Raw genomic sequence first — 24,418 nt, forward strand, 5'->3', positions numbered from 1 at the left:
GGACCGGGTCACGCGCACCCTGAGTCCCAAGCGCACCTCGAGTCACGCCGAGCGGGTCCCGGCCCCCGACTCCGGTAGAGTGGGACACCGCCGGCGTGGGTGATACCCCGCTCCAACGATGTGCGCCCAGATGGGCTACGCCGGGTCCGCAAACCAGCAAGTCAACTCCAGGAGTTCTTCCATGCCTTTTGACTACAAGGTTGCCGACCTGAGCCTCGCTGAGGCCGGCCGTCACCAGATCCGCCTGGCCGAGCACGAGATGCCCGGTCTGATGTCCCTGCGCGAGGAGTTCGCGGCGGCCCAGCCGCTCGCCGGCGCCCGCATCGCCGGTTCCCTGCACATGACCGTGCAGACCGCCGTGCTCATCGAGACGCTGACCGCGCTCGGTGCCGAGGTCCGCTGGGCCTCCTGCAACATCTACTCGACCCAGGACGAGGCCGCTGCCGCGGTCGTCGTCGGCAAGGGCACGCCCGAGGACCCGCAGGGTGTCCCGGTGTTCGCCTGGAAGGGCGAGACGCTCACCGACTACTGGGACTGCACCGAGCAGATCCTCACCTGGCCCGGTGGCGAGGGCGCCAACATGATCCTCGACGACGGTGGCGACGCCACCATGCTCGTGCACAACGGGCGGGCCTGGGAGAAGGCCGGTCAGGTGCCCCCCACCGACGAGGCCGACTCCGAGGAGGTCGGGGTCTTCAAGGAGCTCGTCCGCAAGACCCTCAAGGCCGACCCCACCAAGTGGACCAAGGTCTCCGAGGAGATCAAGGGCGTCACCGAGGAGACCACGACCGGCGTGCACCGCCTCTACGAGCTCGCCACCACCGGTGACCTGCTGTTCCCGGCGATCAACGTCAACGACTCGGTCACCAAGTCCAAGTTCGACAACAAGTACGGCTGCCGCCACTCGGTGCTCGATGGCCTCAACCGCGCCACCGACGTCCTCATCGGCGGCAAGGTCGCCGTCGTCGCCGGCTTCGGCGACGTGGGCAAGGGCTGCGCCTCGGCGCTGGCCGGCCAGGGCGCTCGCGTGATCGTCACCGAGATCGACCCGATCTGCGCGCTGCAGGCCGCGATGGAGGGCTACCAGGTCGCCCGCCTCGACGACGTCGTCGGCATCGCCGACATCTTCGTCACCACCACCGGCAACTTCAACATCATCACCGCCGAGCACATGACGCAGATGAAGAACAAGGCGATCGTGTCCAACATCGGTCACTTCGACAACGAGATCGACATGGCCGGCCTGGCCAAGGTCGCCGTCACCAAGACCGAGATCAAGCCGCAGGTGCACGAGTGGACCTTCGAGAGCGGCAACTCGATCATCGTGCTCTCCGAGGGTCGCCTGATGAACCTCGGCAACGCGACCGGCCACCCCAGCTTCGTCATGTCGAACTCCTTCGCGAACCAGACGATCGCCCAGATCGAGCTGTTCACGAAGAACGACGACTACGACAAGCAGGTCTACGTGCTGCCCAAGCACCTCGACGAGAAGGTCGCACGGCTGCACCTCGACGCCCTCGGCGCCGAGCTCACCGAGCTGACCAAGGAGCAGGCCGCCTACATCGGTGTCGACGTGTCCGGCCCGTACAAGCCGGAGCACTACCGCTACTGAGGCGCCGACCCCACCGGTGCCTCGGCGCCACCACGCACCACCGGGTATGCCGCCCGCTCACCGTGAGCGGGCGGCATACCCGTCTCCGAGGGTGCCTCCTCCGCACGGCACCAGGCCGCCAGGACCAAGGCTCCCGCACAGACGAGGTAGTAGTTGAGGAACGCCTGCTTCGAGAGCAGGAACGTCACCGCCAGGCAGAGACCGAGGGCCAGGCTGAACGTCGCGACCCCGGGCCGCAGGGTCCGGGCGAGTACCAGCGCCACGGCGAAGCCCGCGGCGAGGGACACCGGGCCCGCCCACGTCGGGTCGGCCCAGCCGAACACCTCGGCCAGCTCGGCGACGATGCTGGTGGAGTCGGGGCGGAACGGCTGCTGGAACTGCAGCGTCACGACACTGCTCCACCAGGACGCCGGGCTCCAGGCAATGAAGGGCAGCGTCACCACGGCGCCCGTGCCGACGAAGGCCAGCAGTCGGCCCCTGGTGACGTACGGCCGCAGCAGCCACAGGCAGGGGAGCGCGACGAGGAAGTACTGCTTGGAGACGTAGAGCAGCCCGAGCGCCACCGCGGCCACGACCCACCGTTCGCGCCGGGCGGCCAGCACCACGACGGCCAGCAGGGCCACGACGACGGGCTCGACCCAGGCCCCCGCGAACAGGCTCGGCAGGCCGGGTAGGCACAGGAGCAGCACGGCCGCCCGGCGGCCGCTCGTCGTGTGCGACCGCCACAACAGCCACCCGCCCACGACGGTCACCGCGATGGCCGAGGAGAGCCGGACATCGCCGAGGAGATAGCCCGGGAGGGCGGTGAGAAGCAGCAACGGAGGATAGGGGAAGCCGAACGCCAATCGCCCGTCCTGCACGACGTCGGGGCCGTAGTACTGGGCGGTCTCCTCGGGTCCGTAGATGTTGGGGAAGTCGATGGAATAGGGGTTGACGCCGTGCAGGAGCGCACGGGCGCCGTCGGTGAGGAAGACGTGGACGTCGATGCGCGGCTCGTCCCGCGCCAGCCACCACACGGCCAGCGCGGCGAGCAACGGGGGCAGGACGATCCGGGCTGCCCGGGCGACGGCGAACCGGTGGGGCAGCGTGGCGAGCACGGCCACCGCCACGAAGACGGGGGTCAGGAGGTAGAGCCCGGCCGTGGCCAGCAGCTGTGCCCCGGTGAGGGCGGCAGCCGCGATGAGGCCCATCGGGAGGCGGGCGTAGGAGCTCTCGTGCAGAGTCGGGTTGCGCAGGCTGGCGTGGGCCAGCGCGAGGCTTGCGACGACGGCCACGAGCGCCAGGGGGCGCAGGTTCATGAAGGCGGTGCCGACGTACACCGCGAACAGCAGCACTGCAGCGGCGCCCTGGCCCTGGCTGCTCCCCAGACGTGAGCTCAGGTCACGCACTGAGCTGGGCGGAGAGGGCGGTCGTCGAGGCGAGTCGGTGCTGCGCGTGCGGCCGGCTCCTCGCGGTCACCAGGATCTGGTACGAGAACAGCCGGGGAGCGACTCGGATCAGGGCACTGTTCACCCGGGTGAGCAGGGATGCCAGCGGCCCGTGGCCGATCGCCTTGGCGTAGGGGGCGGGGATGCCGACCACCTCCTGCACGTCCCAGCCGGCCTGGTGCAGTGCCGTGCGGATCGTGCGGAAGGTGAACAGGCGAGTGTGCGTCCGGTCGAGGATGCCGGTCTCGCCGTAGTTGAACTGGCCCAGGGCGAGCATCAGGCGGGACACCGCGAAGGCGATGTTGGGCGTGGTCAGGACGAGCTCGCGGCGCTGGCTGCCCAGGGCGAACCGCAGGTCCTCGAGGAAGGTCTCCGGATCGGCGAGGTGCTCGATGACGTCGAGCAGCAGTACCTGGTCGTAGTCGTCCAGCGGGAGCTCGAGCGGCTGGTTGAGGTCGACCACGTGGGTGGCGACCCGCGGGTCGATGACGGTGGAGCGGTGCAGGTCGGCCGTCGTCACGACGGCACCCTTGTCGGCGAGGGCGCTGGCGAATGCGCCGGGACCGGCGCCGAGGTCGAGCACTCGGCTGCCTGCGTCGACGCGGGCCAGCACCTCGGTGTGGCTGCTGCGCTCGTGCAGCTTGACGTCGTAGCGCTCGATGGAGCCGGCATCGACGGGGGAGAGGTCCCGTCGATGCATCAGGCCCACCCGGTGGAAGAGCGCCGTCACGCTGGCCCGGGTGACCTGACCGGCGTAGCGGATGCCGTCGACCCGGCAGATCTCGTCGCCGTAGTACGTCGGGATGGGCAGCTCCAGGACGGTCGCGTCGGCACCGAGCAGCTGGAGGATGATCTTGGTGTCGAAGCTGAAGTCGTCGGGGTTGGTCTCGAACCGCAGCCGACGCAGGATGTCCACCGTGTAGAGGCGGAAGCCGCTGTGCCACTCCGAGAGGTCTGCACCGGCGAGGCGGTTCTGGACGGTCGTGAGGATCCGGTTGCCGACGAACTTGTACAGCGGCATGCCGCCCTTGCGGGCCGCCCCGGGCGTCAGCATGCGGCTGCCCATGACGGCGTCAGCCACCCCGTCGCGCAGCGGCGCGAGGAGGCGGGGCAGCTCCTCCGGGGCGTACTGGCCGTCGCCGTGCACGAGCGCGACGAGATCGAAGCCGTGGGTCATGGCGTAGAAGTAACCGAGCTTCTGGTTGCCGCCGTAGCCCTGGTTCTCCGGGTTGCGCAGCACCGTGAGGGGCAGGTCCGGCCGGCTTTGGCGGTAGGCCAGGCCGGTCGAGAACGTCTCGTCGGACGAGGCGTCGTCGATGACCAGCACCTCGCAGTCGTAGTCGTCGAGGACGGTCTGCGGGATCCGGTCGAGCACGGACCGCAGGGTGGTCTCGGCGTTGTACGCCACGATGAGGATCAGCGTGCGGGGGCGGGTGATCTGCATGATGGTTACTTGACGAGTTTGTAGATGCGGGCGCCCAGGTCGCAGGTGTCGCCCATGGCGCACTGCGGGTCACCACTGCTGCCGGAGACCTGTATCCGGACCGCTCGCAGGAGCAGGTAGTTGTCCTGGTTGCCGCCGGGAGCCGCAGTCAGGCCGTTCGGGTTGTTGAGACCGCCGCAGTCGCCGTCCATCGGGATCGCCGCGCTGTTCTGGTTGTTGTTCGTGCCGAAGTGGTAGCCGCAGACGATGACGCCGACGAGCGCCTGCACGGGGTAGATGGCGTTGTTGCCCCCGGCGTTGACCACGGCGGCCTGGTCGCACGGGCTGGGCGTGCCACAGAAGACGGGGAGCAGGATCCGCTTGCGCTCCTGGACCAGGCTGGACCAGGCATTGAGGATCGGGGTACCGCCGAGGTTTCCGGTGTTGGCGCCGAGGCAGCTGCTGGACTTCACCGGGCAGCTGTTGTTCAGGTAGTTGCGCAGGTCGGAACCGGTGCGCGTCCCCTGGTTGGGCACGATGCTGATCGGGTCCGTGCAGCCGTTCAGGGTCGCTTCACCCAGGTAGGTGTTGCTGTTGCTCGGGGCCTCGGGGCAGTCGATCGACCACCAGTTGCCGCTTGACGCCGCCCCCGGGCACAGCGAGTTGCCGGTCGAGGGCAGGTCCATCTGGAACACGGGGGAGGGGAACGTGGTGACGGAGGGCAGGATCGAGCCGCAGAGGGCGTAGGGCCGCACGCCAATCCCCTGGGTCGGCACCTGCACCCGGGCGGTGGCGCTCTTGGTGGAGTTGTATCCGCTGCTGTGGCCGAAGACACCGCCCAGGAAGGACTCTGTCGACCCGGCCGAGCTGTACGTGATGTCGAGGGCCTTGCCGTCAGGCGAGCAGGCCACCGAGGTGATCGAGCCAGTGCTGCCGGCCCGGTTTTCCTCGCGGTAGGAGGTCACACCGGACTGCACCGCGGCCTTCGCCGCGGTGTCGGCAGCGAGCACTGCGCAGCTGCCGGGCAGCTGTCCGTACTTGGTGGCTGCGGCGAGGGCGGCCGAGTCGGAGGCCGTCTGGAGCTGTCGGGTGCTGACGTAGGAGACGCCGAAGTCCACGGTGAAGGCGCCGATGCCGACGAGCACCACCATCAACATCGCCACGGTCACGGCGACGGCGCCCCGCTCGTCACGACGGCGGGAGCGCAGGCGGCTCATGAGTTGAACTCGCATCGGAAGGCCCCAATCGCGGAGAGGTTGAAGGACGGCTGGAAGAAGGGCAGGGACAGCGTGGAGGTGTAGCGCATCCGCACGTAGACGTTGTCTCCGAAGGTGGTCCCCGTGCACGGCTGGGTCGTGTCGCCGCTGCAGGTGTTGGTCCACGCCGTCGAGTAGGGGTCGGTGGGGGAGGTGGTTCCGGTCTTGATCTCGACCTGCACGTTGTTCTTCGTGACGAAGAGGGTGGTGGCGTTGAGCTTGGCTTCCGCGGTCAGCATCGTGCCGGGCGAGCCGGTGCCGCCGCCGGTGCCGCAGAAGGAGGCCTCCACGGCAGCCGAGCGGGCCGTCTGGCGGGCGGCGTTGCCGAGGGCCATCTGCTGGGCCAGGACGACGCCGAAGCCCACGATCGAGCTGATCAGGAGCACGAGGATCGGCATGACCAGGGCGAACTCGACAGCCGCAGCCCCGCCCTCAGGGCGGCTGCCACGGATGGGTCGCTTCAGTGCCATGCGTGCTGCTCTCCCTGCTCATCACACACCCCATCGGCGTGCTGCCAAGCACATCCTCGGGGGAGCGCCCACCGTCCTGAATCGTCCAAACGGTTGAATCCGCAGGTGCGCGGCTCCCGGCACGCGCCGGGCCAGCAGGATGGGACGTTCGGACCGGTCCCACCTTGACCGAACGGCTGATGACACCGGGTCCCCGTGCGGAGCGCACCCGTGTGTGATGATTCAGGAGGGATTCTCCACTCACTGCAGAAAGAGGGTAGGCGCAGGTGAACGGTCGCGTGCTCATCGTCGACGACGACCTGGCGCTGGCGGAGATGCTCGGCATCGTCCTGCGCAACGAAGGACTCGAGGTCGCGCACGTCGCCGACGGCGCGGGGGCGCTGGGCGCCTTCCGCGAGCACCGTCCCGACCTGGTCCTCCTCGACGTCATGCTGCCCGGCCTGGACGGCATGGAGGTGTGCCGGCGGATCCGGGCCGAGTCCGGCGTGCCGATCGTCATGCTCACCGCCCGCACCGACACCGTCGACATCGTCGTCGGCCTCGAGTCAGGGGCTGACGACTACGTCGTCAAGCCGTTCAAGCCGCAGGAGCTGATCGCCCGCATCCGGGCCAGGTTGCGTCGTGGTGACGAGCCCGAGCCGGAGCGCCTGGAGATCGGTGACCTCGTCATCGACGTCGCCGGCCACTCGGTGAAGCGCGACGGCGACTCGTTGTCGCTCACCCCCCTCGAGTTCGACCTCCTGGTCGCCCTGGCCCGCAAGCCGTGGCAGGTGTTCACCCGCGAGGTGCTGCTCGAGCAGGTCTGGGGCTACCGCCACGCGGGTGACACCCGACTGGTCAACGTGCACGTGCAGCGGCTGCGCTCGAAGATCGAGCACGACCCCGAGCACCCCGAGATCGTCGTCACCGTCCGCGGCGTCGGCTACAAGGCGGGCCCGAGCTAGCCATGTCCGAGTCGGCCGGTCCGAGGCCTGGTCGGACGCCGACACCGCGGTTCTCCGACCACCGCGCCCAGGGCGCGCGTGCACTCCGGTCGTTCCTCGGCCGGGCTCGCCGGTATGCCGCCCGCTGGGCGCGGACCGCCGCCCACATGTGGCGGGCCTCCCTGCAGTTCCGCGTGGTGTCCACGACCATGCTGCTCGGGCTGGTCGTCGTGCTGCTGCTCGGCTCCTACCTGTTCTCCTCGATCTCGGACGGCCTCGAGCAGGACCGCATCGAGTCGGCGCAGACCGAGACCTCCCGGTTGACCACGGAGGTCCAGGCCACCTTCGACGAGAGCGACCGCACCAGCAGCGAGGCCGACCTCAACGTGCTGGCCAGCCAGGCCATCAAGAGCGCCGCCTCGGCCGGCGGCGACAACGAGCGCTACCTCGTGCTGACGCGGGGCCTCGAGAACACCTCGAACACGACCATTCGCACCATCTCCAGCGGCGAGATCGGCCTGACCGTCGTGCCCCTCGCCCTGCGTGAGGCCGTCCGGGACGACCCCCGACGGCAGCAGGTGACGCTGATCGGCATCACCGACCCGCAGACCGAGAACACCGTGCCGGCCGTCATCGTCGGCTCGCAGGTCGAGCCGCCCCTGGCCGGCCGCTACGACATGTACGTGGTGTTCCCGATGCAGCGCGAGCAGGCCACCCTCGACCTGATCACCCGCACCTTCCTCATCGGCGGGCTCGCGTTGGTGTTCCTCGTCGGGGTGATCGCCTGGGTGGTGACCCGTCAGGTGGTCTCCCCGGTGCGCCGGGCCGCCGTGGTCGCCGAGCGGCTCGCCTCCGGCCGGCTCAACGAGCGGATGCGGGCCCGCGGCGAGGACGACCTGGCCCGGCTGGCCAAGTCGTTCAACGAGATGGCCGACAGCCTGCAGACCCAGATCCGCCAGCTCGAAGGCCTCTCGCGGGTGCAGCAGCGCTTCGTCTCCGACGTGTCCCACGAGCTGCGCACCCCCCTGACGACCATCCGGATGGCCGCCGACCTGATCCACGACTCGCGGACCGGCTTCGACCCCGCGGTGTCCCGGTCGGCCGAGCTGCTGCACAACGAGCTCGACCGGTTCGAGGAGCTGCTCGCCGACCTGCTCGAGATCAGCCGATTCGACGCCGGGGCCGCCGCGCTCGACTCGGAGGTCACCGACCTGCGGGCCACGGTGGCGCGCGCCGTGCAGTCCGCCCAGCCGATCGCCGACCGCTGGGGCAGCACCATCACGGTCTCCTCGGACGGGCAGTGTGACGCCGAGATGGATGCCCGCCGGGTCGAGCGGATCCTGCGCAACCTCGTGGTCAACGCGCTGGAGCACGGCGAGGGCCGTCCGGTCGAGATCGCCATCGCGGTCAACGAGACCGCCGCGGCCGTCACGGTCCGCGACCACGGCGTCGGCCTGCGCCCTGGCGAGGGCGCCCTGGTGTTCAACCGGTTCTGGCGGGCCGACCCGGCGCGGGCCCGCACCACCGGCGGCACCGGGCTCGGCCTGGCGATCTCGCTGGAGGACGCGCGGCTGCACGACGGCTGGCTGCAGGCGTGGGGTGAGCCCGGAGAGGGGTCCTGCTTCCGGCTCACCCTGCCGCGCCGCGCCGGTGTCCCGATCGTCGAGGCGCCACTACCCCTGCGCCCCGACGACCTCACCGAACCTCCTGCGGAGCCCCAGGCCCCGGTGCGCCCCATCGTCCAGACCGGCGCCGCGCGCCCGGTGGGGAGCACGCGGCATACCCCCACCGCCCCGGGGCGTCCCCGATGAGGCGCCGGTATGCCGCGACGCTGGCTACGGGCGCGGTGCTCGCCGTCACCGCCTGCGGCGGGCTGTCCACCAGCTCGGCGATCCAGCCCGGGCTCGAGGTCGGGTCGGTGCAGGAGAACGAGGTGCGGGTGGAGGTCAACCCGGTGGCGCCGGGCTCCTCACCGCAGCAGGTGGTACAGGGCTTCATCCGCGCCGCCGCGGCCAGTGACGACTCCTATCAGGTCGCCCGGTCCTACCTCGCGAGCGGACCGCAGAGCACCTGGCGGCCCGACTCGTCGGTCGTCGTCTTCGGGTCCGACTCGGAAGTGACCTACAAGCCCAGTAACGACGACACCGTGACGGCCGTCGCCAAGGCCATCGCCCGCATCGACGGCGCCGGGCGCTACCAGGAGCTGTCGCCTCGGTCGAGGGTGCAGGTGACGTTCCGGCTCGAGCGCACGGGAGGCGAGTGGCGGATCAGCCAGATGCCCGACAACTTCGGCACCTGGCTGAGCCAGGCCGACCTCGACCGGCTCTACGACCCGTTCCGGATCTACTACGTGTCGGCCGGCGACCACCGGCTCGTCCCCGACATCCGGTGGCTGCCCCTCGGCACCGGCCTGGCGACCCGGCTCGCGCGCTCCCTCCTGGCGGGGGTGCCCGACTACCTCAAGGGGGCAGTGCGCACCGACATCCCGGCCGGCACGAAGCTCGCGGTCGACGCCGTGACGGTCGCGTCGGGCACGGCCAAGGTGGACCTCTCGGCCACCAAGCTTGGCAACGACCCCGGCCAGCGGCAGAACCTCGGCGCCCAGTTCCTCGCCACCGTCACCCAGGCCCCAGGGGTGGAACGGGTGGCCCTCCAGCTCGAGGGCGCCGACCTGCAGATGCCCAATGGCGACAGCACGGTCGACAGCCTGTCCCTGCTCGGGTTCCCCACACCGTCGGACCCCCTGGTCAAGCCGGTCCTGCGGGTCGGCACCACGCTGGTCGCGGTCGACCCGGACGACGTCGGCGACAACGGGCAGCGCCCACCACCACCCCAGGCCGCCAGCTTCCCGACGGTCCAACCGGGCTGGGCCTACCTCGCCATGTCGCGCAACGGCCAGGAGATCGCTGCCGTGGGAGGCGACCGGGCCCAGCTGATCCGCTGGCGGGGGACCACCCAGGTCCAGCTCACCGCGCCCGGCACGATGCTGACCCATCCGACCTACGACCGCGAGGACGTCCTGTGGGTCGCGGGTCGCGCCAACGGCGCCACCAGGGTCTGGGTCGTGAACGCGGCGGCCGACCCGGGAGACGCCTCCAAGTCCACCCCGCAGACCGTCTCGGCCGACTGGCTGAGCGGCCGTACGGTGGTCAGCCTGCGGCTCTCGCCCGACGGACAGCGGGTGGCGGTCGTGACCACCGACCGCGACGGCTCGAGCCCGCGGGTCGACGTCGCGGGGGTGGTGCGGCAGCCCAACGGACTCCCGGCCTCGCTCTCCACGCCGCTGCGGCTGGCCCCGACGCTGTCCCTGGCGCGCGACCTGGTCTGGGTCGACGACGCCACGGTGGCTGTCCTCGGACGACTGACGTCCAGCCAGGTGATCCGGCCCTGGCTGGTGCCACTGGGCGGACCCATTGCGGCCGGGCCGGAGATCGCCGGCGCGCGGACGATCACTACGGTCAACGGCGAGCGGGGGCTGGTCGTGACGACCGACGACCACGAGGTGCTGATCCGCGCCGGCAGCCGCTGGCAGCGGGTGGGCGAGGGGACCGACCTGCTGGTCGCGGCGCGCTGAGGACGCGCGGCTCGGCTCAGCCGGGTCCGGCCGGGGCGCGCAGCAGCGTGTAGTCGCCGCCGGTCGCGACGGTCGCCCAGCCGAGCCGGTCCTGCAGCGCGCCACTCAGCGCGGAGTCGGTGCGCAGCACCGCGTAGGCGGGCCGGGTCTCGGTGAGCAGGTCCTGCCAGCCCGGCTGGACGCGTTCGGTCCGGCGGTAGGCGGCGATGTGCTCGGGGGAGTACAGCTCGACCCGGAGGTCGATGACGGGCTCGAGCGTCGGGTGCTTCCACAGGAGCCAGCCGCTGAGGCCGAAGTCGTCCAGCACCACGGTGCCGGCCGGCAGCTCCGCCAGCGCCGAGTCCACCGCGCCGACCTTGCCGGGGAACTGTTGCGCGGTGGGGCCGGCGGAGCCGGCCGCCAGGGCGGTGGCGAGCGCCAGTGCGGCGGCCCACGACGCCAGCACGGCCCGGCGCTCGCGCCTCGACCAGCCCTCGCGGGCTCGACCGACCAGCGGCTGGATCGCCGTGGCGAGCAGGGGCGCCGCCAGGATCGCCCCGAGCGGCACGAGACGCCACATCACCAGGGTGAGGCCGAGCGACAGGGTGAGCTGGGCCAGCTCCCAGACCCGCGGGCGGTGCCGGGTCACGAGCCAGGCCAGCGGCGTGGCGACCCCCATGCCCAGGGCCGCGATCGCGAAGACGTTGTTGACCGGTGTCGCCCGCCACTCCTCGGCGAGCCCAGCGGCGTTGGCCGCCACGTCGAAGGGGGTGAGCAGGAGGGCCGGGCCCAGCGGGGTCAGCGCGACCACTGCGGCGCACGCGGCCACCAGCCCGGCGAGCTGCGCCGTGCGTCGCCGGTCGGGCCGGGTCACGGGGTCGACGACCAGTGCAGCCAGGAACACGGCACTGACGAGGAGGCCGAAGGTCCACAGGCCGTGGCTGCACCCCCAGAGCCAGAACACCGGGATGAGCCACCAGCGAGGACGGCCGTCGCGCACCGTGCGGGACCAGGCGAGCACGACGACGGCGAAGCAGACGAAGCTCACGAGCTGGGGACGGGGGTTGAGCCCGGCCCCACAGCCCAGCACGCCGATGGCCGCCGCCGCGGAGGAGGCCAGCCGCCCGGCCGACTGCCGCGCCGTGAGATAGAGGAGCACGACGAGGGAGAGGCTGGCCAGGGAGCGCAGCCAGACCACTGCCCCCATCCCGGTGAGGTCAACCAGCCACGCGGTGACGGCCTCGGGCAGCCACTGGGTGGCCGTGTAGGGGTGGACGGCGAAAGCCGCCCACGGGTCGGTGCCGCGCAGCTGGTGGGTGTCGAGGATGTGCCGGCCCACCCGCAGGTGCCACCAGGTGTCGACCTCTTGGTACCGCCCCGTGCCGAAACCGAACCCGACGAGGAGCGCCACGGCATACCCGAAAATGCCCAGGGCGCGGGAGAAGGACCGGGTCACGGTGCCACCAGCAGGACGAAGCCCCGGTCCCGGGCCTGCACGGTCCAGTGGGACTCATCCTGCAGCGCGCCGGCGAGGGGAGCGGACTCGAGGAGGAGGGCGGCCCTCGGCGCGGTCTTCGCGATGAAGGACTGCCAGCCGGGTTCGGCGGCGCGGGCGTCGATGTAGTCGCGCACGTGGTCGGGGGCGTACGACTCGATCCGCAGGTCGAACACCGGTCGCAGCTGGGGCGCGGTGTAGAGCAACCAGCCGGTCACGTCGCCCTCGGCGAGGACGCGGGTGCCGGCCGGCAGCGCGTCGAGCGGGGCCTGCAGGGCCTGCGGCACGTAGGCCGGCTCCTGGCGGGCCGCGCTCGCGGACAGCGGGAGGGCGACCAGCGCCGCCACCACGACCGCGGCGAGCAGGGCCCACCGCTCCGTGGCAGGGGCGGGGCGTTCGCGGTCGAGCGAACCCCAGCGCAGCGTGCCGGCGGCCGCCACCATCGGCGCGAGGACCAGCGCTGCGACCGGCACCGTCCGCTGCATCGAGAGCGTCAACACGATCGACAGCAGGAGGAGCAGCACCTGCCAGAGCGGAGGCCGGTCGGGCTGGAAGAGCCAGAGCGCCACCAGCACCGCGCAGAGCCCGAGGGCCACCGCCACGTGTGGGTCGCGCGCCGAGGACGGCAGCCACTCCTCGACGAACTGGCGCCCGTTCGAGCCGGCTGCGAACGGCGTCGCGAGGATCCTGGGGCCCAGCGGGGTCAGGGCCGTCGCGGCCAGGCTCGCCACCCAGACCCCCGCCATCCGGCGGTGCCCGGCCCGGCCCCAAGGCGTGGCGACGACGCACACCGCACCGACGGCCAGGCCGAGCGACCAGATGCCGTGGGTGCAGGCCAGCAGCCAGCTGAGGGGCACCAGGGACCAGCGGGCCCGCCCGTCACGCGCACTGGCCTGCCACAGCGCCACGACGGGCGCCAACAGGACGAAGCCGAGCAGCTGGGGTCGTTCGGTCAGCGCCGGCCAGGCGGCCAGCATCACCGCCGAGCTGACCACCAGCGAGATCCGTACGTCCGCAAGGGCGCGCAGGGCGAGGTGGACCGCGACGAACAGCGCGACGATGCCCAGGTCCCGCGTCCACACCACCGCGCCGAGCCCGAACCGGTCGGTCAGGTCCGAGACGACGATGGAAGGCAGCCACTGGGTGGGCACGTAGGCGTGCGTGGCGAAGGGTGCCCACGGGTCGGGCAGGCCGAACCGGCCGCCCTCCCGCAGGAACTGCCCCACGCGCAGGTGCAGCCAGGGGCTGGGGTCGCCCACCGGTCGGGTCAGCGCGAGGGGGGCCAGGGCCACGGCCACCGCAGGCAGCAGGATCGCCCAGCCACGGAGAAGTGGGGTTCGCCTGGGCATGTCCTCATTCTTCGCAGGTTGCCCATAGCGGCGCACGCAGGCGCACCGGCATCGGCTGTACGGGGGAGCGGGAGCAGTCGAAAGTACCGGTCGGGGCTGGCACGTTGGGCGATTATCGCGGCGCCTACGAACTGGGACCGTGTGCTTGACGCCAAGGGAAATCGTCCCGCGCTCACCGCTCTACCCAGAAAGGGGCTCATCTCATGCTCCAGTTCGTGGCAAAGCTGAACACCGCGCTCGCTGCTCGCGAGAAGGGTGCGACCGCCGTCGAGTACGGCCTGATGGTCGCCCTCATCGCCATCGTCATCATCGTCGCCGTGGCGCTCCTCGGCACCAACCTCAGCACGCTGTTCAACAACACCGCCAACAGCGTCTGACCATTTCCTCGCGACCGCGCGCACCGGTCGCCCACTCGTGACCGTGATCGGCCGCCTCCACCCAGGGGACCACGACGCAACCCGCGTCCAGCCCCGCACCGGAGGCGGCCGATTCGCACGTCCCCTACGCGCGTGACTCGGTGGCGGGTATCGGCCGTTCGGGGGAGAGAGTGGAGTCGAAGGTGCCGGTTGGGGATGGCATGACGGACGATTACCCACCGTCCTCGGAACTGCGAGTCTTCTCACCGCGGGGCACACGGCCACCGCGCCCGTTGGTCTCGAAAGGACTACTCACATGCACAAGTTCGCCGCCAAGCTTCACACCAAGCTCGTCTCCCGCGAGAAGGGTGCGACCGCCGTCGAGTACGGCCTCATGGTTGCCCTCATCGCGATCGTCATCATCGTCGCCGTTGCGCTGCTCGGCACGAACCTCAGCACGCTGTTCAAGAACACCGCCACCAGCATCTGACGTAACCAAGAAAATCCGACGGGCCACAACTTCAGCCCGCCGAACCCAGGAGGAAGCATGACCGCACGACTCGCTCGTATCGCGCCCTTCGGCCGGTCCGCGGGAGTGCGGCTGCGCTCCTCCGACAGCTGGCTGAACCGTGGTCGCCCTGGTACGCACCGGGGCGACCACGGAGCCACCGCTGTCGAGTACGGCCTGATGGTGGGCCTCATCGCCATCGTCATCGTGGTCTCCGTCGTGGCCTTCGGGCACAACGTGAGTGACCTCTACAACGTGCCTTCAAGCGTTTTCAACCCGTAGGACGCGCCCTCGCCGGCGCGCCTCCACCGTCTGACCTCAAGCAAGGGAATCACATCGTGGGACGCAGAATCGTCGCCATCTTCGCGGCCGCCGTCGTGGCACTGCTCGGCGTGGTCGCCGTGCTGATGTACGCCAAGGGTGCTGACGACAGGGCCATCGCTGCGCAGGACCCATCGTCCGTGTATGTGGTCAAGTCCGTCGTGCCCGCTGGCACGACGCTCAAGGACTCGGTGCAGAGCGGCCTGATCATCAAGACCTCGGTCGCCGCGAAGGGTGTGCCGCTCGGTGCCCTGCAGGGCGTCACCGGTTCGAATGGTGGGCTGTACGCCCTCTCGGACATCCAACCCGGCGAGTACGTGCTCGCCGACCGCTTCGGCACCAAGCCCGTGGGCACCAAGGCCATCGACGTGCCGGCCGGTCAGGTCGCGGTGTCCATCGCCCTGGCTGACCCCGCCCGCGTCGGCACCTTCCTCACGCCCGGGTCCAAGGTCGTCCTGTTCGACACCTACACGCCCACCGAGACGGCAGTGAAGGACGGCGCCGACGCCACCAAGCTGAGCCAGCAGACCCGCGTCCTCCTCGACGACGTCCTGGTCATCGCGATGGGCGAGGCCTCGCTCACCCCGACGCAGGCCCCCACCGACGCGGGGGAGGACTCCGCCGGCTCGGCTCCGGTCCGGGGTGCCCTCATGACCGTCGCGGTGTCGCCCGCTGACGCCACCCGCCTGGTGCACGGGATCCAGACCGGCAACCTGTACGCCGCACTGCGTGGCACGGACCCCAAGATCGACCTCGGTAAGGTCATCTCCGAAGCCACCCTCTTCTCCGCCAAGTAGGAGTGCGTCATGACCCTCCTGTGGGACGCCGACCCCGGCGCCACCGAGCGCTACGACTTCGCGGTGGGTGCGATCACCCGCTTCGAGACCCAGGCCACCATGGTCCGGGCGCTCGAGGACAACCCGACCGAGCTGCTCGTCCTGATCGGTCCGGACGTCGACATGGATGCCGCCTGCCAGTTCGCCGAGCTCTGCCGCGTGGAGCGCCCCGAGCTCGGGGTCATCCTCCTGCGCCGGCGCATCGACGTGGCCGTGCTGGGCCAGGCCCTGCGCGCCGGCATCCGCGAGGTCATCACCTCCGACGACGTCACCGGTCTGGCCGATGCGGCGCGCCGCAGCCGCGACCTCTCGACCCGCGTGCACGGGCACGCCGGAGAGTCGGGGGGCGTCGGCGCCAAGACGGCCCGGGTCGTGACGGTGTTCTCGGCGAAGGGCGGCGTCGGCAAGACGACGTTCGCGACGAACCTCAGTGCCTACCTGGCCTCTACCGGCTCGCGAGTGCTGCTCATCGACCTCGACCTCGCCTTCGGCGACGTCGGCATCAGCCTGCAGATGCTGCCCCAGAACTCGATCATCGACCTGGTCAGCATGGCCGGCAACATCGACGAGCAGGCCATCAAGGCCGTCGTCACCAAGCACGACAGCGGCCTCGAGGCGATCAGCGCGCCGGCCGAGCCGAGTGACGCGGACCGGGTGCCGGGCACCACGGTCGCCGAGCTCGTCCGCGTGGCCAAGCGGCACTACGACTACGTCATCCTCGACACCCCGCCGGCCTTCACCTCGCACGTCCTGGCGGCCTTCGATGACAGCGACCTGCTGATCCTGATCGCCACCCTCGACATCCCCGCGGTCAAGAACCTGCGCCTCACCCTCGACACCCTCGACCTCCTCGGCAACAAGAAGGAGTCACGCCTTGTCGTGCTCAACCGCTCCGACGCGAAGGTCGGGCTCCGACCGGAGGACGTCGTCGCGGCCATCAAGCAGGACATCGCCGTGATGGTGCCGAACAGCACCGCGGTGCCGGCCTCGGTCAACCGTGGGGTGCCGATCATCCTCGACGAGCCGAAGCACGCGGTGAGCGTCGCCCTGCGCGACCTCGCCGACCGCTTCATCCGTGTCCCCGACGCCCCGACGGGTGCGGCCGACGCACCCGGGACGTCACAGCAGTCCCCCAAGGCCAGCCGCTGGTCCCTGTCGCGTGGAGGTAACCGATGAGCCTGGCCGACCGGCTCGAGAGCGTCCGTCGCAGTCAGGCGTCTGCGACCGAGTCCAGTGCGAGTGCGCCCTCGGCCAACGACCGGCCGCGCCTGATCGACCCGTTCGCCACGGTGAAGGCCAGCGTCCACCAGGCGCTGATGGACTCGCTGGGTCCGCAGCTGTACGACCCGCACCTCGACCAGAACGAGCTCGAGCAGAAGGTGCGGCACACCCTGCAGGAGGTCATCGACCACGAGGACACGCCGCTCTCGCTCGCCGACCGCACGCGGATCTCCCAGGAGGTCTCGGACGAGATCCTCGGCCACGGTCCGCTGGAGCCGCTGCTCCGCGACAGCGAGATCACCGAGATCATGGTGAACGGGCCCGACCAGATCTACGTCGAGCGCGCCGGCAAGCTGTATGCCGTCGAGACCCACTTCGCCTCCGACGCCCACCTGCGCCGCACGATCGACAAGATCGTGGGCCGCGTGGGTCGCCGCGTCGACGAGGCCAGCCCGCTCGTGGACGCCCGCCTGCCCGACGGATCGCGTGTCAACGCGGTGATCCCGCCGATCGCCTTGGACGGGTCGCTGCTCACCATCCGCAAGTTCGCGACCGACCCGTTCACGGACAAGGACCTCATCGCCTTCGGCACCTTCACGCCGCAGGTCCGCGACTTCCTCTCGGCCTGCGTCCGGGGTCGCCGCAACATCATCATCTCCGGTGGTACCGGTTCGGGTAAGACGACCCTGCTCAACGTGGTGTCGTCGTTCATCCCCGCCGACGAGCGCATCGTCACGATCGAGGACGCCGCGGAGCTCCAGCTCCACCAGGACCACGTCCTGCGGCTGGAGTCCCGCCCCTCCAACATCGAGGGTCGCGGCGAGATCGCCATCCGTGAGCTCGTCAAGAACTCGCTGCGTATGCGCCCCGACCGCATCGTCGTCGGTGAGTGCCGTGACGGCGCCGCCCTCGACATGCTCCAGGCCATGAACACCGGTCACGACGGCTCGCTCACCACCGTGCACGCCAACAGCCCGCGCGACAGCCTGTCCCGCCTCGAGACCATGGTGCTCATGGCCGGCGTCGACCTGCCCGTGCGAGCCATCCGCGAGCAGGTCGCCGGCGCCGTCGACATGGTCATCCAGCAGGCCCGTATGAAGGACGGCTCGCGTCGCGTCACCGCGATCAGCGAGGTGATCGGCATGGAGGGCGAGATCATCACCATGCAGGATCTGTTCACCTTCGACTACAGCGCCGGCCGGGACGAGCAGGGTCGCTTCCGCGGCGCGCTCAAGAGCAACGGGCTCCGGCCCAAGTTCGCCGACGACCTGCGTGACCAGGGCATCGAGCTGCCGGCAGACCTCTTCATCAAGGGGTTGTGATGGTGCGTGGTACCCAGCGCGCCGGCCGCGCGCTGCTCACCGCGGGACTGGTCGGGCTCCTCGCCGCAGTGCCTGCCTTGGCCGCGGACAGCTCGGTCACGGTGACCGGGATCGAGGTCAAGTCCGGCAACCTGATCGGCCTGATCTCCTCCACGTCCGGGTCGGACATCGACCCCTCGCTCGACGTGACGGTGGCCGGGAAGACCTACCCGGTCGACGCGATCACCAGCGGCTCCGGCTCGCCAGTGGCCCGGACCGCGATCATCGTCGTCGACACCAGCGGCTCGATGGGGACGACGGGGATGGCCACCGTGCGCTCCGCCGTCGGGGCGTTCCTCAAGAGCGTCCCCGACGACGTGCGGATCGGCGTCGTGTCGTTCTCCGGCAAGGCCAAGCTGAACCTCCCGCCCACGGGCGACCAGGGCAAGGTCCAGACCGCGGTCAACGCCCTGACCGCCGACGGTGAGACCGCGCTGTACGACGGGGTCACCCTCGCGGTGAAGTCGCTCGGCAGCAAGGGCGAGCGCAGCCTGTTGATCCTCAGCGACGGTGGTGACACCGCGAGCACGGCCACCCAGGCCTCGACCGTGGCCGCCCTGAAGGGTGCCAAGGTCCGCGCTGAAGCCGTCTCGTTCAAGTCCACCGACAGCAACGTCAGCGTGCTCCAGAGCTTCGCCAAGGCGGGCGGCGGCAGCGTCGTCTCCGCGGCCAACGCAGGCAGTGTGCAGAACGCCTTCACCTCCGCTGCCAAGACCCTCGCCTCGCAGCTCAGCTTCTCGATGCCGCTCCCGGTGGGCGTCGGTGGCGCCCAGAACGTCAAGATCTCCGGCCAGTCGAACGGCAAGCCGTTCGCGACGACCGCGCTCGTGGACTTCGGAGCCGGCGTGGCCGCCCCGACCAAGGCGACCTCGGACAACTCACCGGTCGTCGGCCCCACCGAGGACGTCGTGAAGGCGGCACCCAAGCCTGCGGTCCTGCCGATCCTCGGGGTCTCCCCGATCCTCGGCATCGCCATCGGGGCGGTCTTCCTGGCCCTGATGGTGCTGGTGATCTCGCTGGCGAGCTCGTCCTTCAAGTCCGGTCGCCGCACCCGGGTCGAGAACATCGACCGCTACGTGGCCGCCGGCACCGCCGCGATCGGCAAGGCCAAGTCCCGCCCGAACGTGATGTCGGAGAACCTCGTGTTCCTCGGCGAGCGGATGATGGAAGGTCGCTCGTCGACCAGCAAGACGATGGCCCACATCCAGCGTGCCGACCTGCCCCTGCGCGCAGGAGAGTGGTGGGTGCTGCGCATCGTGGCTCTCGTCGCGACGGTCGCCGCCTCGATGATCTTCTTCCGTGGCGGCCTCCTGGCGACGATCGCGGCTGCCCTGGGCGGTCTGGTGGTCGGGATCTTCGGGCCGGCCTTCGTCCTGCGCTTCCTCTCCAACCGTCGGGGCAAGAAGTTCGACAGCCAGCTGCCCGACGTGCTGACCCTGGTGGCCAGCAGCCTGAGCACCGGCTTCTCCCTGCCGCAGGCGCTCGACGCCGTGGCCAAGGACGCCGCTGAGCCGGCCGCGAAGGAGTTCGCCCGGGCCCTGGCCGAGACCCGCATCGGCTCTGACATCGCGGACTCGCTGGAGCGGATGTCCGACCGGATGGACAGCGACAACATGCGCTGGACCTCGATGGCCATCCGGATCCAGCGTGAGGTCGGTGGAAACCTGGCCGAGACGCTGCGCACCACCGCCAAGACGCTTCGTGAGCGTGAGGAGCTCCGTCGCCACGTCCGCGCCCTCTCGGCCGAGGGCCGGCTGTCGGCCTACATCCTCGTCGCGCTCCCGATCGGGGTCTTCCTCTACACGATGAAGACCAACCGTGAGTACATCGAACTCCTCTGGACCCGACCGATGGGTATAGCCATGATCATCGGCGGCGTCATCTCGCTCGGCATCGGCATGGCCTGGATGCGCAAAGTCGTGGATGTGAAGGTCTGATGGGAACAATTCTGCTCGTCCTCGCGCTCGTCTTCATCGGTGGAGCTCTGGGCACTCTGGTGCTCGCCACGGGCCTCGGCGCCGGCCAGCCCACCGGGGTCGCTCGGTCCCTCGACCTGATCGAGCGGACCATCGACAAGAACGAGGTGGGCAAGTCCGACCTCCCGGCCATGGAGCGGCTCGTCGCCCCGATGCTCAACCAGACCCGCGCCCTCGCGCAGCGCCTGTCGCCGACCGGGGCCAACGACCGCATCGTGCGTCGGCTCAACCTGGCCGGCAACCCCGGCTCCTGGACGGTCGAGCGGGTGATGGGCGCCAAGGGCATCGGCCTCTTGGTGGGAGCGGTCCTCGGCTTCCTGTTGGGCGGACAGCTCAGCATCCGCGGCCTGGTCATCTGCGCCGCCGCCGCGGCAGCCGGGTTCTTCCTGCCCGACCTGCTGCTCATGAACACCGGCCAGAAGCGCCAGGAGGAGCTGCAGCGCGGCCTCGCCGACGCCCTCGACATGCTGACCGTCTGTGTGGAGGCCGGTCAGGGCTTCGACGCGGCGCTGCTGCAGGTCGCTCGCTCCACCACCGGCCCGATCTCGGGTGAGTTCGCCCGCGTGCTGTCGGAGATCCAGATCGGCAAGACGCGAGGCGCGGCGTTCTCCTCGCTGGCCGCCCGCACCACGGTCTCCGAGGCCAAGACCTTCGTGAGCGCCCTGGTCCAGGCCGACCGGCTGGGTCTGCCCATCGGCAACGTGCTGCGCGAGCAGTCCAACCAGATGCGTCTCGTGCGCCGTCAGCGGGCCGAGGAGAAGGCCATGAAGGTGCCGGTGAAGATCCTCTTCCCGATGCTCCTGTTCATCTTCCCCGCCCTGTTCATCGTCATCATCGGCCCCGGTGCCATCCGGATCGCCGACACCTTCGGGAACATGTGAGCTGACCCCACCAGCCGGTACGACAGAAGGACCCCGCCACCGGCGGGGTCCTTCTGCATGCGGTGCGTCCGCGGCACACCCGGTCGCTGTGGTGGGTATGCCGCGTGGTGCTGGTCAGTGCCGCGCGTGGCCCACCGACTCGGCCTTCACCAGCCCGAGGCGCAGCGCGGACATCACCGCGGAGGCGCGGTTGTGGGCGCCGAGCTTCTCGTAGACCTTGGAGACGTGGGTCTTCACGGTCGACTCGCTCATGTAGAGCTTCTTGGCGACGGCCGCGATGGAGTCACCGGCGACGAGGCGGTCGAGGACCTCGGCCTCACGGGGCGTGAGGCGGGGCTTGTCGCTCGAGTCCCGACGGCGCAGCGCCTCGGCGAGCCCGGTCGCCATGAAGGCGTCGGGCGCGACGGCGGCCCGGCGGACCGCGGCGATGACCTCGTCGGAGGGGGCCGACTTCAGGACCAGCGCCGACGCGCCCAGGTCGAGCGCCTCCAGCAGGGTCTCGTCGTCGTTGTGCATGGTCAGGACCACGATGCCGAGCCGGGGCGAGGCCTCGCGCGCGGCGCGGGCCAGCACCAGTCCCGAGCCGTCGGGCATGGACACGTCGACGACGAGCACGTGGATGAGGTTCTGGGCGAGGACGGTGCGTCCCTCTGCGATGCCTCCCGCCTGGCCGACGACGGCCAGGTCGGGCTCGCTGTCGATCATGCGGCAGACGGCTTCGCGGACGAGGGTGTGGTCGTCGATCACCACGACGTTGATGGTCATGAGGGCTGGGGGATCCTTTCGTTGGACAGCGTTGCTGAGGGAGCGGCGCCACGAGCACGCATGCGCATGCGGAGGGCGACGCCTTCAACGCCGAAGGGTTCGATGGAGATCTCCCCGCCGAGGCTGAGCAGGGGATGGTCGCCGAAGTCGCGTTCGGTGAGGGTGCTGGTGCCGTCGTGAGCCATCCACAGCTCCACTCTCGGGGCTGCGACGTTGAGCCGCACCTCGACGGTCTCGGCATTGAGGGAGTGCCGGGCGTCGGCCAGCATCCGCAGGAACAGTCGGTAGATGAGGACCTCGGTGTGCGCGGGCAGCCGGAACCCGGTCTCGCTGAGGTGCATCCGGGTGGTCACGCCCGACGACGACCCGAAGTTCTGGAGCCGGGCGCCGATCATCGCGCCGAGCCCGGTGTCGGGGCGCACCGCGATCCGCAGGTCGGCGATGTGCAGCCGCAGGTCACCCAGGACCCGCGACACGTCCACGCGCAGGGCGTCCAGCTCGTCGGCGAGGGGGGAGTCGGCGCCGCGTGCCTTGCGCCGCACGGCATCGATGCCGAAGCCGAGCGCGACCATCTCCTGGGCGATCCCGTCGTGCATCTCCCGGGCCAGCCGCTCGCGCTCCTCCAGCCCGGCGCGCTCGCGCAGCCCGGCGAAGAGCACCGACAGGTCGATGTTGGCCGCATGGCGGTCAGCCACGCCCTGGGCCGCGACGAGGTCCTCCTCGCGGAACGGCGTGACCAGGGGGCGGTCGGCGACCAGGAGGCCGAGGCGGTCGCCCTTGTCGTCGTTGAGGGGCACGACGATGACCGAGCGGGCGACGAGGTCGTCCTTCCACTCCGCGAGGGTCGCCTCGCCGCGTCGCCAGGTCCACGCGAGGACGGAGTCCTGCTCCATGGGGTCGGGCCAGGGCGTGCGGTCAGCGCCACGGATGGCCAGCGGCACGGCCGGGTCGTCGCCGTAGCCGACGAGGATCGCGCTGCGGGCCGAGCGCATCTGGTTGCTGAGGTCCTGGAGCGCCATCTCGGCGGACCCGGGCGCGTCGAAGCCGGTGTCGAGGGTGTCGGCGAGCTCGTGCAGCCGGCGGAGCAGCAGGCTCGCCTCGGCCGCCACGTTGGCGTCGGGGAGCACCTCCTCCGGCTCGAGCTCGCGGGACCAGGCCCCGAGCAGCCCGAAGAGCACGGCCAACAGCGAGGCGAGGGTGATCAGCTGGGCTTCGGGCGGCGTCAGCTGCTTGAGCCACTGCGAGGTGGCCAAGGCGACGACCAGGCCGACCAGCGGCGCGGAGAAGGCGCCGGTGCGGGCGAACCGCGATCCGGCGTGGTAGGCGGGGATGAGGATGAGCAGCTTGGACCACGATCCCTCGCTCCCCATGCCGATCCCCGCGGAGACGACCCCGACGACCAGCAGCGCGATCAGCTGGGTGTTCCGGAAGGCGCCCTGGATGACGGTGAGGTACCCGAGGCTGGCCGCGGCGAGGTCGAGCGTCACCACCAGCAGGATCCACGGCAGGGCCGTGACGAAGCTTCCGTCGATGTAGGCGAACAGTCCGGCCACTGCGGCCATCGACAGGCGGAGCCGGGTGGACACGGCCAGATGGGGCAGCCAACGCATACACGCCTCCCGTCTCACGTCCCCGGCGCCCAGCAGTTGTCCACAGGCCGAGGCCCAGACTAGTCGTGTCCCCACGCTTGCGCCCCCCAATCAGCGGCAACACACCGTCGAGCCCACGATGTGGCCCATGTCGCGCGAGCGCCCATGGTCCAGCCCGGTCGGAGCCGTCGACGCTCTCCGTGCCCTGACCGACCTCGCGCTCCCCGTCGGCTGCGCCGCCTGCGGGCGCCCGGACCACCTCCTGTGCCCCGCCTGCGAGGCCGACGTGGCGGCCTCCCTGTGGCCGAGCGGCCCCAGGGCCGTGCGTCCGCGGCCGGTCCCGCGCGGGCTGCCGCCGGTGCACAGCGCAGGCCGGTATGCCGGGTCGCTGGCTGCCGTCGTCACGGCCTACAAGGACGACGGCCGCCGCGACTGCACCGGCCTGCTGGGCGGGCTGCTCGCCGGCTCGCTGGATGCCGCGGTGGTGGGGTGTCCGGAGGTGGTCGCGCGCTGGCGCCGCGGCGACGGGCCGGTGCTCGTCGTCCCGGTGCCGTCCTCGGCAGCCGCCCGTCGCCGGCGGGGTGACGCGCCGCTGCGGGCCCTGGCCGAGCGCGCCGTCACCGGCTTCGACCCGACTGAGGCGGTCCTCGCCGACGCGCTGCGCGCCCGGCGCCGGGTGGCCGACCAGGCCGGCCTCGGGGCGCGGGAGCGGGCCGTCAACCTCGAGCACGCGATGGCGGTTCGACCACGCTGGGGGGCCGTCGTCGACGGGGCGGCGTGCGTCGTCGTCGACGACGTCCTGACGACCGGGTCGACCCTGGTCGAGGCCGCCCGCGCGCTGCGTGCGGCGGGCGCGACCGTGGTCGTGGCCGCCACCATCTGCGCCACCCAGCGGCGCTCCGGCGGCCGGACCGGGTCGCTGTCCCACGGGTTGGAACGGCACCCGGGGCCGGGTTTCCCCGTCCACGAACCGCCTGAGCACGGCATACAGGTGGCACACCACGGACTCCGGGCAAACGCTGAACCAATCCTTGTGTCGTAAACCTCCGGCGTGGTCTACCGTCGGTACATGGCCCCCCTGGCCCCCGTGCACGTC

21 protein-coding genes are annotated in these 24,418 nt (G+C 70.7%); 13 read left to right on the top strand and 8 right to left on the bottom strand.

Annotation, left to right across the window (positions count from 1 at the left end; genetic code table 11):
* The first annotated feature begins 181 nt into the window (after positions 1-181).
* A complete protein-coding gene (gene ahcY / locus ASG95_RS06120) occupies positions 182-1,612 on the top strand; it encodes an adenosylhomocysteinase (protein WP_057376900.1) in 1,431 nt (476 codons plus the stop codon).
* On the opposite strand, the gene ASG95_RS06125 is transcribed toward ahcY, so the two are convergent.
* Genes ASG95_RS06125 through ASG95_RS06140 form a run of 4 tightly spaced genes read right to left on the bottom strand, consistent with a single transcriptional unit; the run spans position 1,606 to position 6,188 of the window.
* Positions 1,606-3,000: a DUF2029 domain-containing protein gene (locus ASG95_RS06125; protein WP_057376901.1), complete on the bottom strand. Its 1,395-nt coding sequence runs from the start codon at positions 2,998-3,000 to the stop codon at positions 1,606-1,608. The two genes, ahcY and ASG95_RS06125, sit on opposite strands and share 7 nt — an antisense overlap.
* Entirely contained in the window at positions 2,993-4,483 is a 1,491-nt protein-coding gene (locus ASG95_RS20740; protein WP_082592378.1) for a bifunctional glycosyltransferase/class I SAM-dependent methyltransferase, read from the bottom strand. Before ASG95_RS20740 ends, ASG95_RS06125 begins: the two co-directional genes overlap by 8 nt.
* 5 nt (positions 4,484-4,488) lie before the next feature.
* Positions 4,489-5,679, bottom strand: coding sequence for a pilus assembly protein TadG-related protein (locus ASG95_RS06135; RefSeq protein WP_056922838.1), 1,191 nt, complete (start codon positions 5,677-5,679; stop codon positions 4,489-4,491).
* Positions 5,676-6,188 carry a TadE/TadG family type IV pilus assembly protein gene (locus tag ASG95_RS06140; protein ID WP_056922837.1) on the bottom strand — a complete coding sequence of 171 codons (513 nt, stop codon included), beginning with the start codon at positions 6,186-6,188 and terminating at the stop codon, positions 5,676-5,678. The genes ASG95_RS06135 and ASG95_RS06140 overlap by 4 nt, the downstream gene beginning before the upstream one ends.
* Before the next feature lie 266 nt (positions 6,189-6,454).
* Here ASG95_RS06140 and mtrA point away from each other — a divergent pair, with 266 nt between their 5' ends.
* Genes mtrA through ASG95_RS06155 form a run of 3 tightly spaced genes read left to right on the top strand, consistent with a single transcriptional unit; the run spans position 6,455 to position 10,685 of the window.
* The gene (gene mtrA / locus ASG95_RS06145; RefSeq protein WP_056922836.1) at positions 6,455-7,132 is read left to right on the top strand and encodes an MtrAB system response regulator MtrA; all 678 of its coding nucleotides are present in this window, start codon (positions 6,455-6,457) and stop codon (positions 7,130-7,132) included.
* 2 nt (positions 7,133-7,134) lie between these two features.
* Positions 7,135-8,922: an MtrAB system histidine kinase MtrB gene (gene mtrB / locus ASG95_RS06150; RefSeq protein ID WP_235543449.1), complete on the top strand. Its 1,788-nt coding sequence runs from the start codon at positions 7,135-7,137 to the stop codon at positions 8,920-8,922.
* Positions 8,919-10,685, top strand: coding sequence for an LpqB family beta-propeller domain-containing protein (locus ASG95_RS06155; RefSeq protein WP_082592380.1), 1,767 nt, complete (start codon positions 8,919-8,921; stop codon positions 10,683-10,685). The genes mtrB and ASG95_RS06155 overlap by 4 nt, the downstream gene beginning before the upstream one ends.
* A gap of 16 nt (positions 10,686-10,701) precedes the next feature.
* Here ASG95_RS06155 and ASG95_RS06160 read toward each other — a convergent pair whose 3' ends face one another.
* The gene (locus ASG95_RS06160; RefSeq protein WP_056922834.1) at positions 10,702-12,120 is read right to left on the bottom strand and encodes a hypothetical protein; all 1,419 of its coding nucleotides are present in this window, start codon (positions 12,118-12,120) and stop codon (positions 10,702-10,704) included.
* Positions 12,117-13,508, bottom strand: a complete 1,392-nt coding sequence (locus ASG95_RS06165) for a hypothetical protein (RefSeq protein WP_056922833.1) — start codon at positions 13,506-13,508, stop codon at positions 12,117-12,119. The genes ASG95_RS06160 and ASG95_RS06165 overlap by 4 nt, the downstream gene beginning before the upstream one ends.
* Positions 13,509-13,723: 215 nt before the next feature.
* Between ASG95_RS06165 and ASG95_RS06170 the strand changes: the two genes are divergently transcribed.
* The 8 genes from ASG95_RS06170 to ASG95_RS06205 all read left to right on the top strand — a co-directional run bounded on the left by ASG95_RS06170 (position 13,724) and on the right by ASG95_RS06205 (position 20,968).
* Positions 13,724-13,885 (top strand): Flp family type IVb pilin, encoded by a 162-nt coding sequence (locus tag ASG95_RS06170; RefSeq protein WP_235543459.1) that lies wholly within the window; start codon positions 13,724-13,726, stop codon positions 13,883-13,885.
* A 295-nt stretch (positions 13,886-14,180) separates the two neighbouring features.
* Complete coding sequence (locus tag ASG95_RS06175; protein ID WP_056922831.1) at positions 14,181-14,354, top strand: Flp family type IVb pilin; 174 nt, start codon at positions 14,181-14,183, stop codon at positions 14,352-14,354.
* A gap of 57 nt (positions 14,355-14,411) precedes the next feature.
* Complete coding sequence (locus tag ASG95_RS06180) at positions 14,412-14,654, top strand: Flp family type IVb pilin (protein WP_057376902.1); 243 nt, start codon at positions 14,412-14,414, stop codon at positions 14,652-14,654.
* A gap of 56 nt (positions 14,655-14,710) precedes the next feature.
* Positions 14,711-15,490: an RcpC/CpaB family pilus assembly protein gene (locus ASG95_RS06185; RefSeq protein WP_056922829.1), complete on the top strand. Its 780-nt coding sequence runs from the start codon at positions 14,711-14,713 to the stop codon at positions 15,488-15,490.
* Positions 15,491-15,499: 9 nt separating this feature from the next.
* On the top strand, positions 15,500-16,705 hold the full coding sequence (locus ASG95_RS06190) for an AAA family ATPase (protein WP_056922828.1): 1,206 nt from the start codon (positions 15,500-15,502) through the stop codon (positions 16,703-16,705).
* Positions 16,702-18,072: a CpaF family protein gene (locus ASG95_RS06195; RefSeq protein WP_056922827.1), complete on the top strand. Its 1,371-nt coding sequence runs from the start codon at positions 16,702-16,704 to the stop codon at positions 18,070-18,072. Before ASG95_RS06190 ends, ASG95_RS06195 begins: the two co-directional genes overlap by 4 nt.
* Complete coding sequence (locus ASG95_RS06200; protein WP_057376903.1) at positions 18,072-20,048, top strand: type II secretion system F family protein; 1,977 nt, start codon at positions 18,072-18,074, stop codon at positions 20,046-20,048. Before ASG95_RS06195 ends, ASG95_RS06200 begins: the two co-directional genes overlap by 1 nt.
* The gene (locus ASG95_RS06205) at positions 20,048-20,968 is read left to right on the top strand and encodes a type II secretion system F family protein (RefSeq protein ID WP_056922825.1); all 921 of its coding nucleotides are present in this window, start codon (positions 20,048-20,050) and stop codon (positions 20,966-20,968) included. Before ASG95_RS06200 ends, ASG95_RS06205 begins: the two co-directional genes overlap by 1 nt.
* A gap of 114 nt (positions 20,969-21,082) precedes the next feature.
* Here the strand turns inward: ASG95_RS06205 and ASG95_RS06210 are convergent, their stop codons facing one another.
* Complete coding sequence (locus ASG95_RS06210) at positions 21,083-21,733, bottom strand: response regulator transcription factor (protein ID WP_056922824.1); 651 nt, start codon at positions 21,731-21,733, stop codon at positions 21,083-21,085.
* The gene (locus ASG95_RS06215; RefSeq protein ID WP_056922823.1) at positions 21,730-23,319 is read right to left on the bottom strand and encodes a sensor histidine kinase; all 1,590 of its coding nucleotides are present in this window, start codon (positions 23,317-23,319) and stop codon (positions 21,730-21,732) included. Before ASG95_RS06215 ends, ASG95_RS06210 begins: the two co-directional genes overlap by 4 nt.
* A 151-nt stretch (positions 23,320-23,470) precedes the next feature.
* Between ASG95_RS06215 and ASG95_RS06220 the strand changes: the two genes are divergently transcribed.
* Positions 23,471-24,364 (top strand): ComF family protein, encoded by an 894-nt coding sequence (locus tag ASG95_RS06220; RefSeq protein WP_056922822.1) that lies wholly within the window; start codon positions 23,471-23,473, stop codon positions 24,362-24,364.
* The last annotated feature ends 54 nt before the right edge of the window (positions 24,365-24,418 follow it).

This window comes from Phycicoccus sp. Soil803 (assembly GCF_001429685.1).
Classification (GTDB): Bacteria; Actinomycetota; Actinomycetes; order Actinomycetales; family Dermatophilaceae; genus Pedococcus.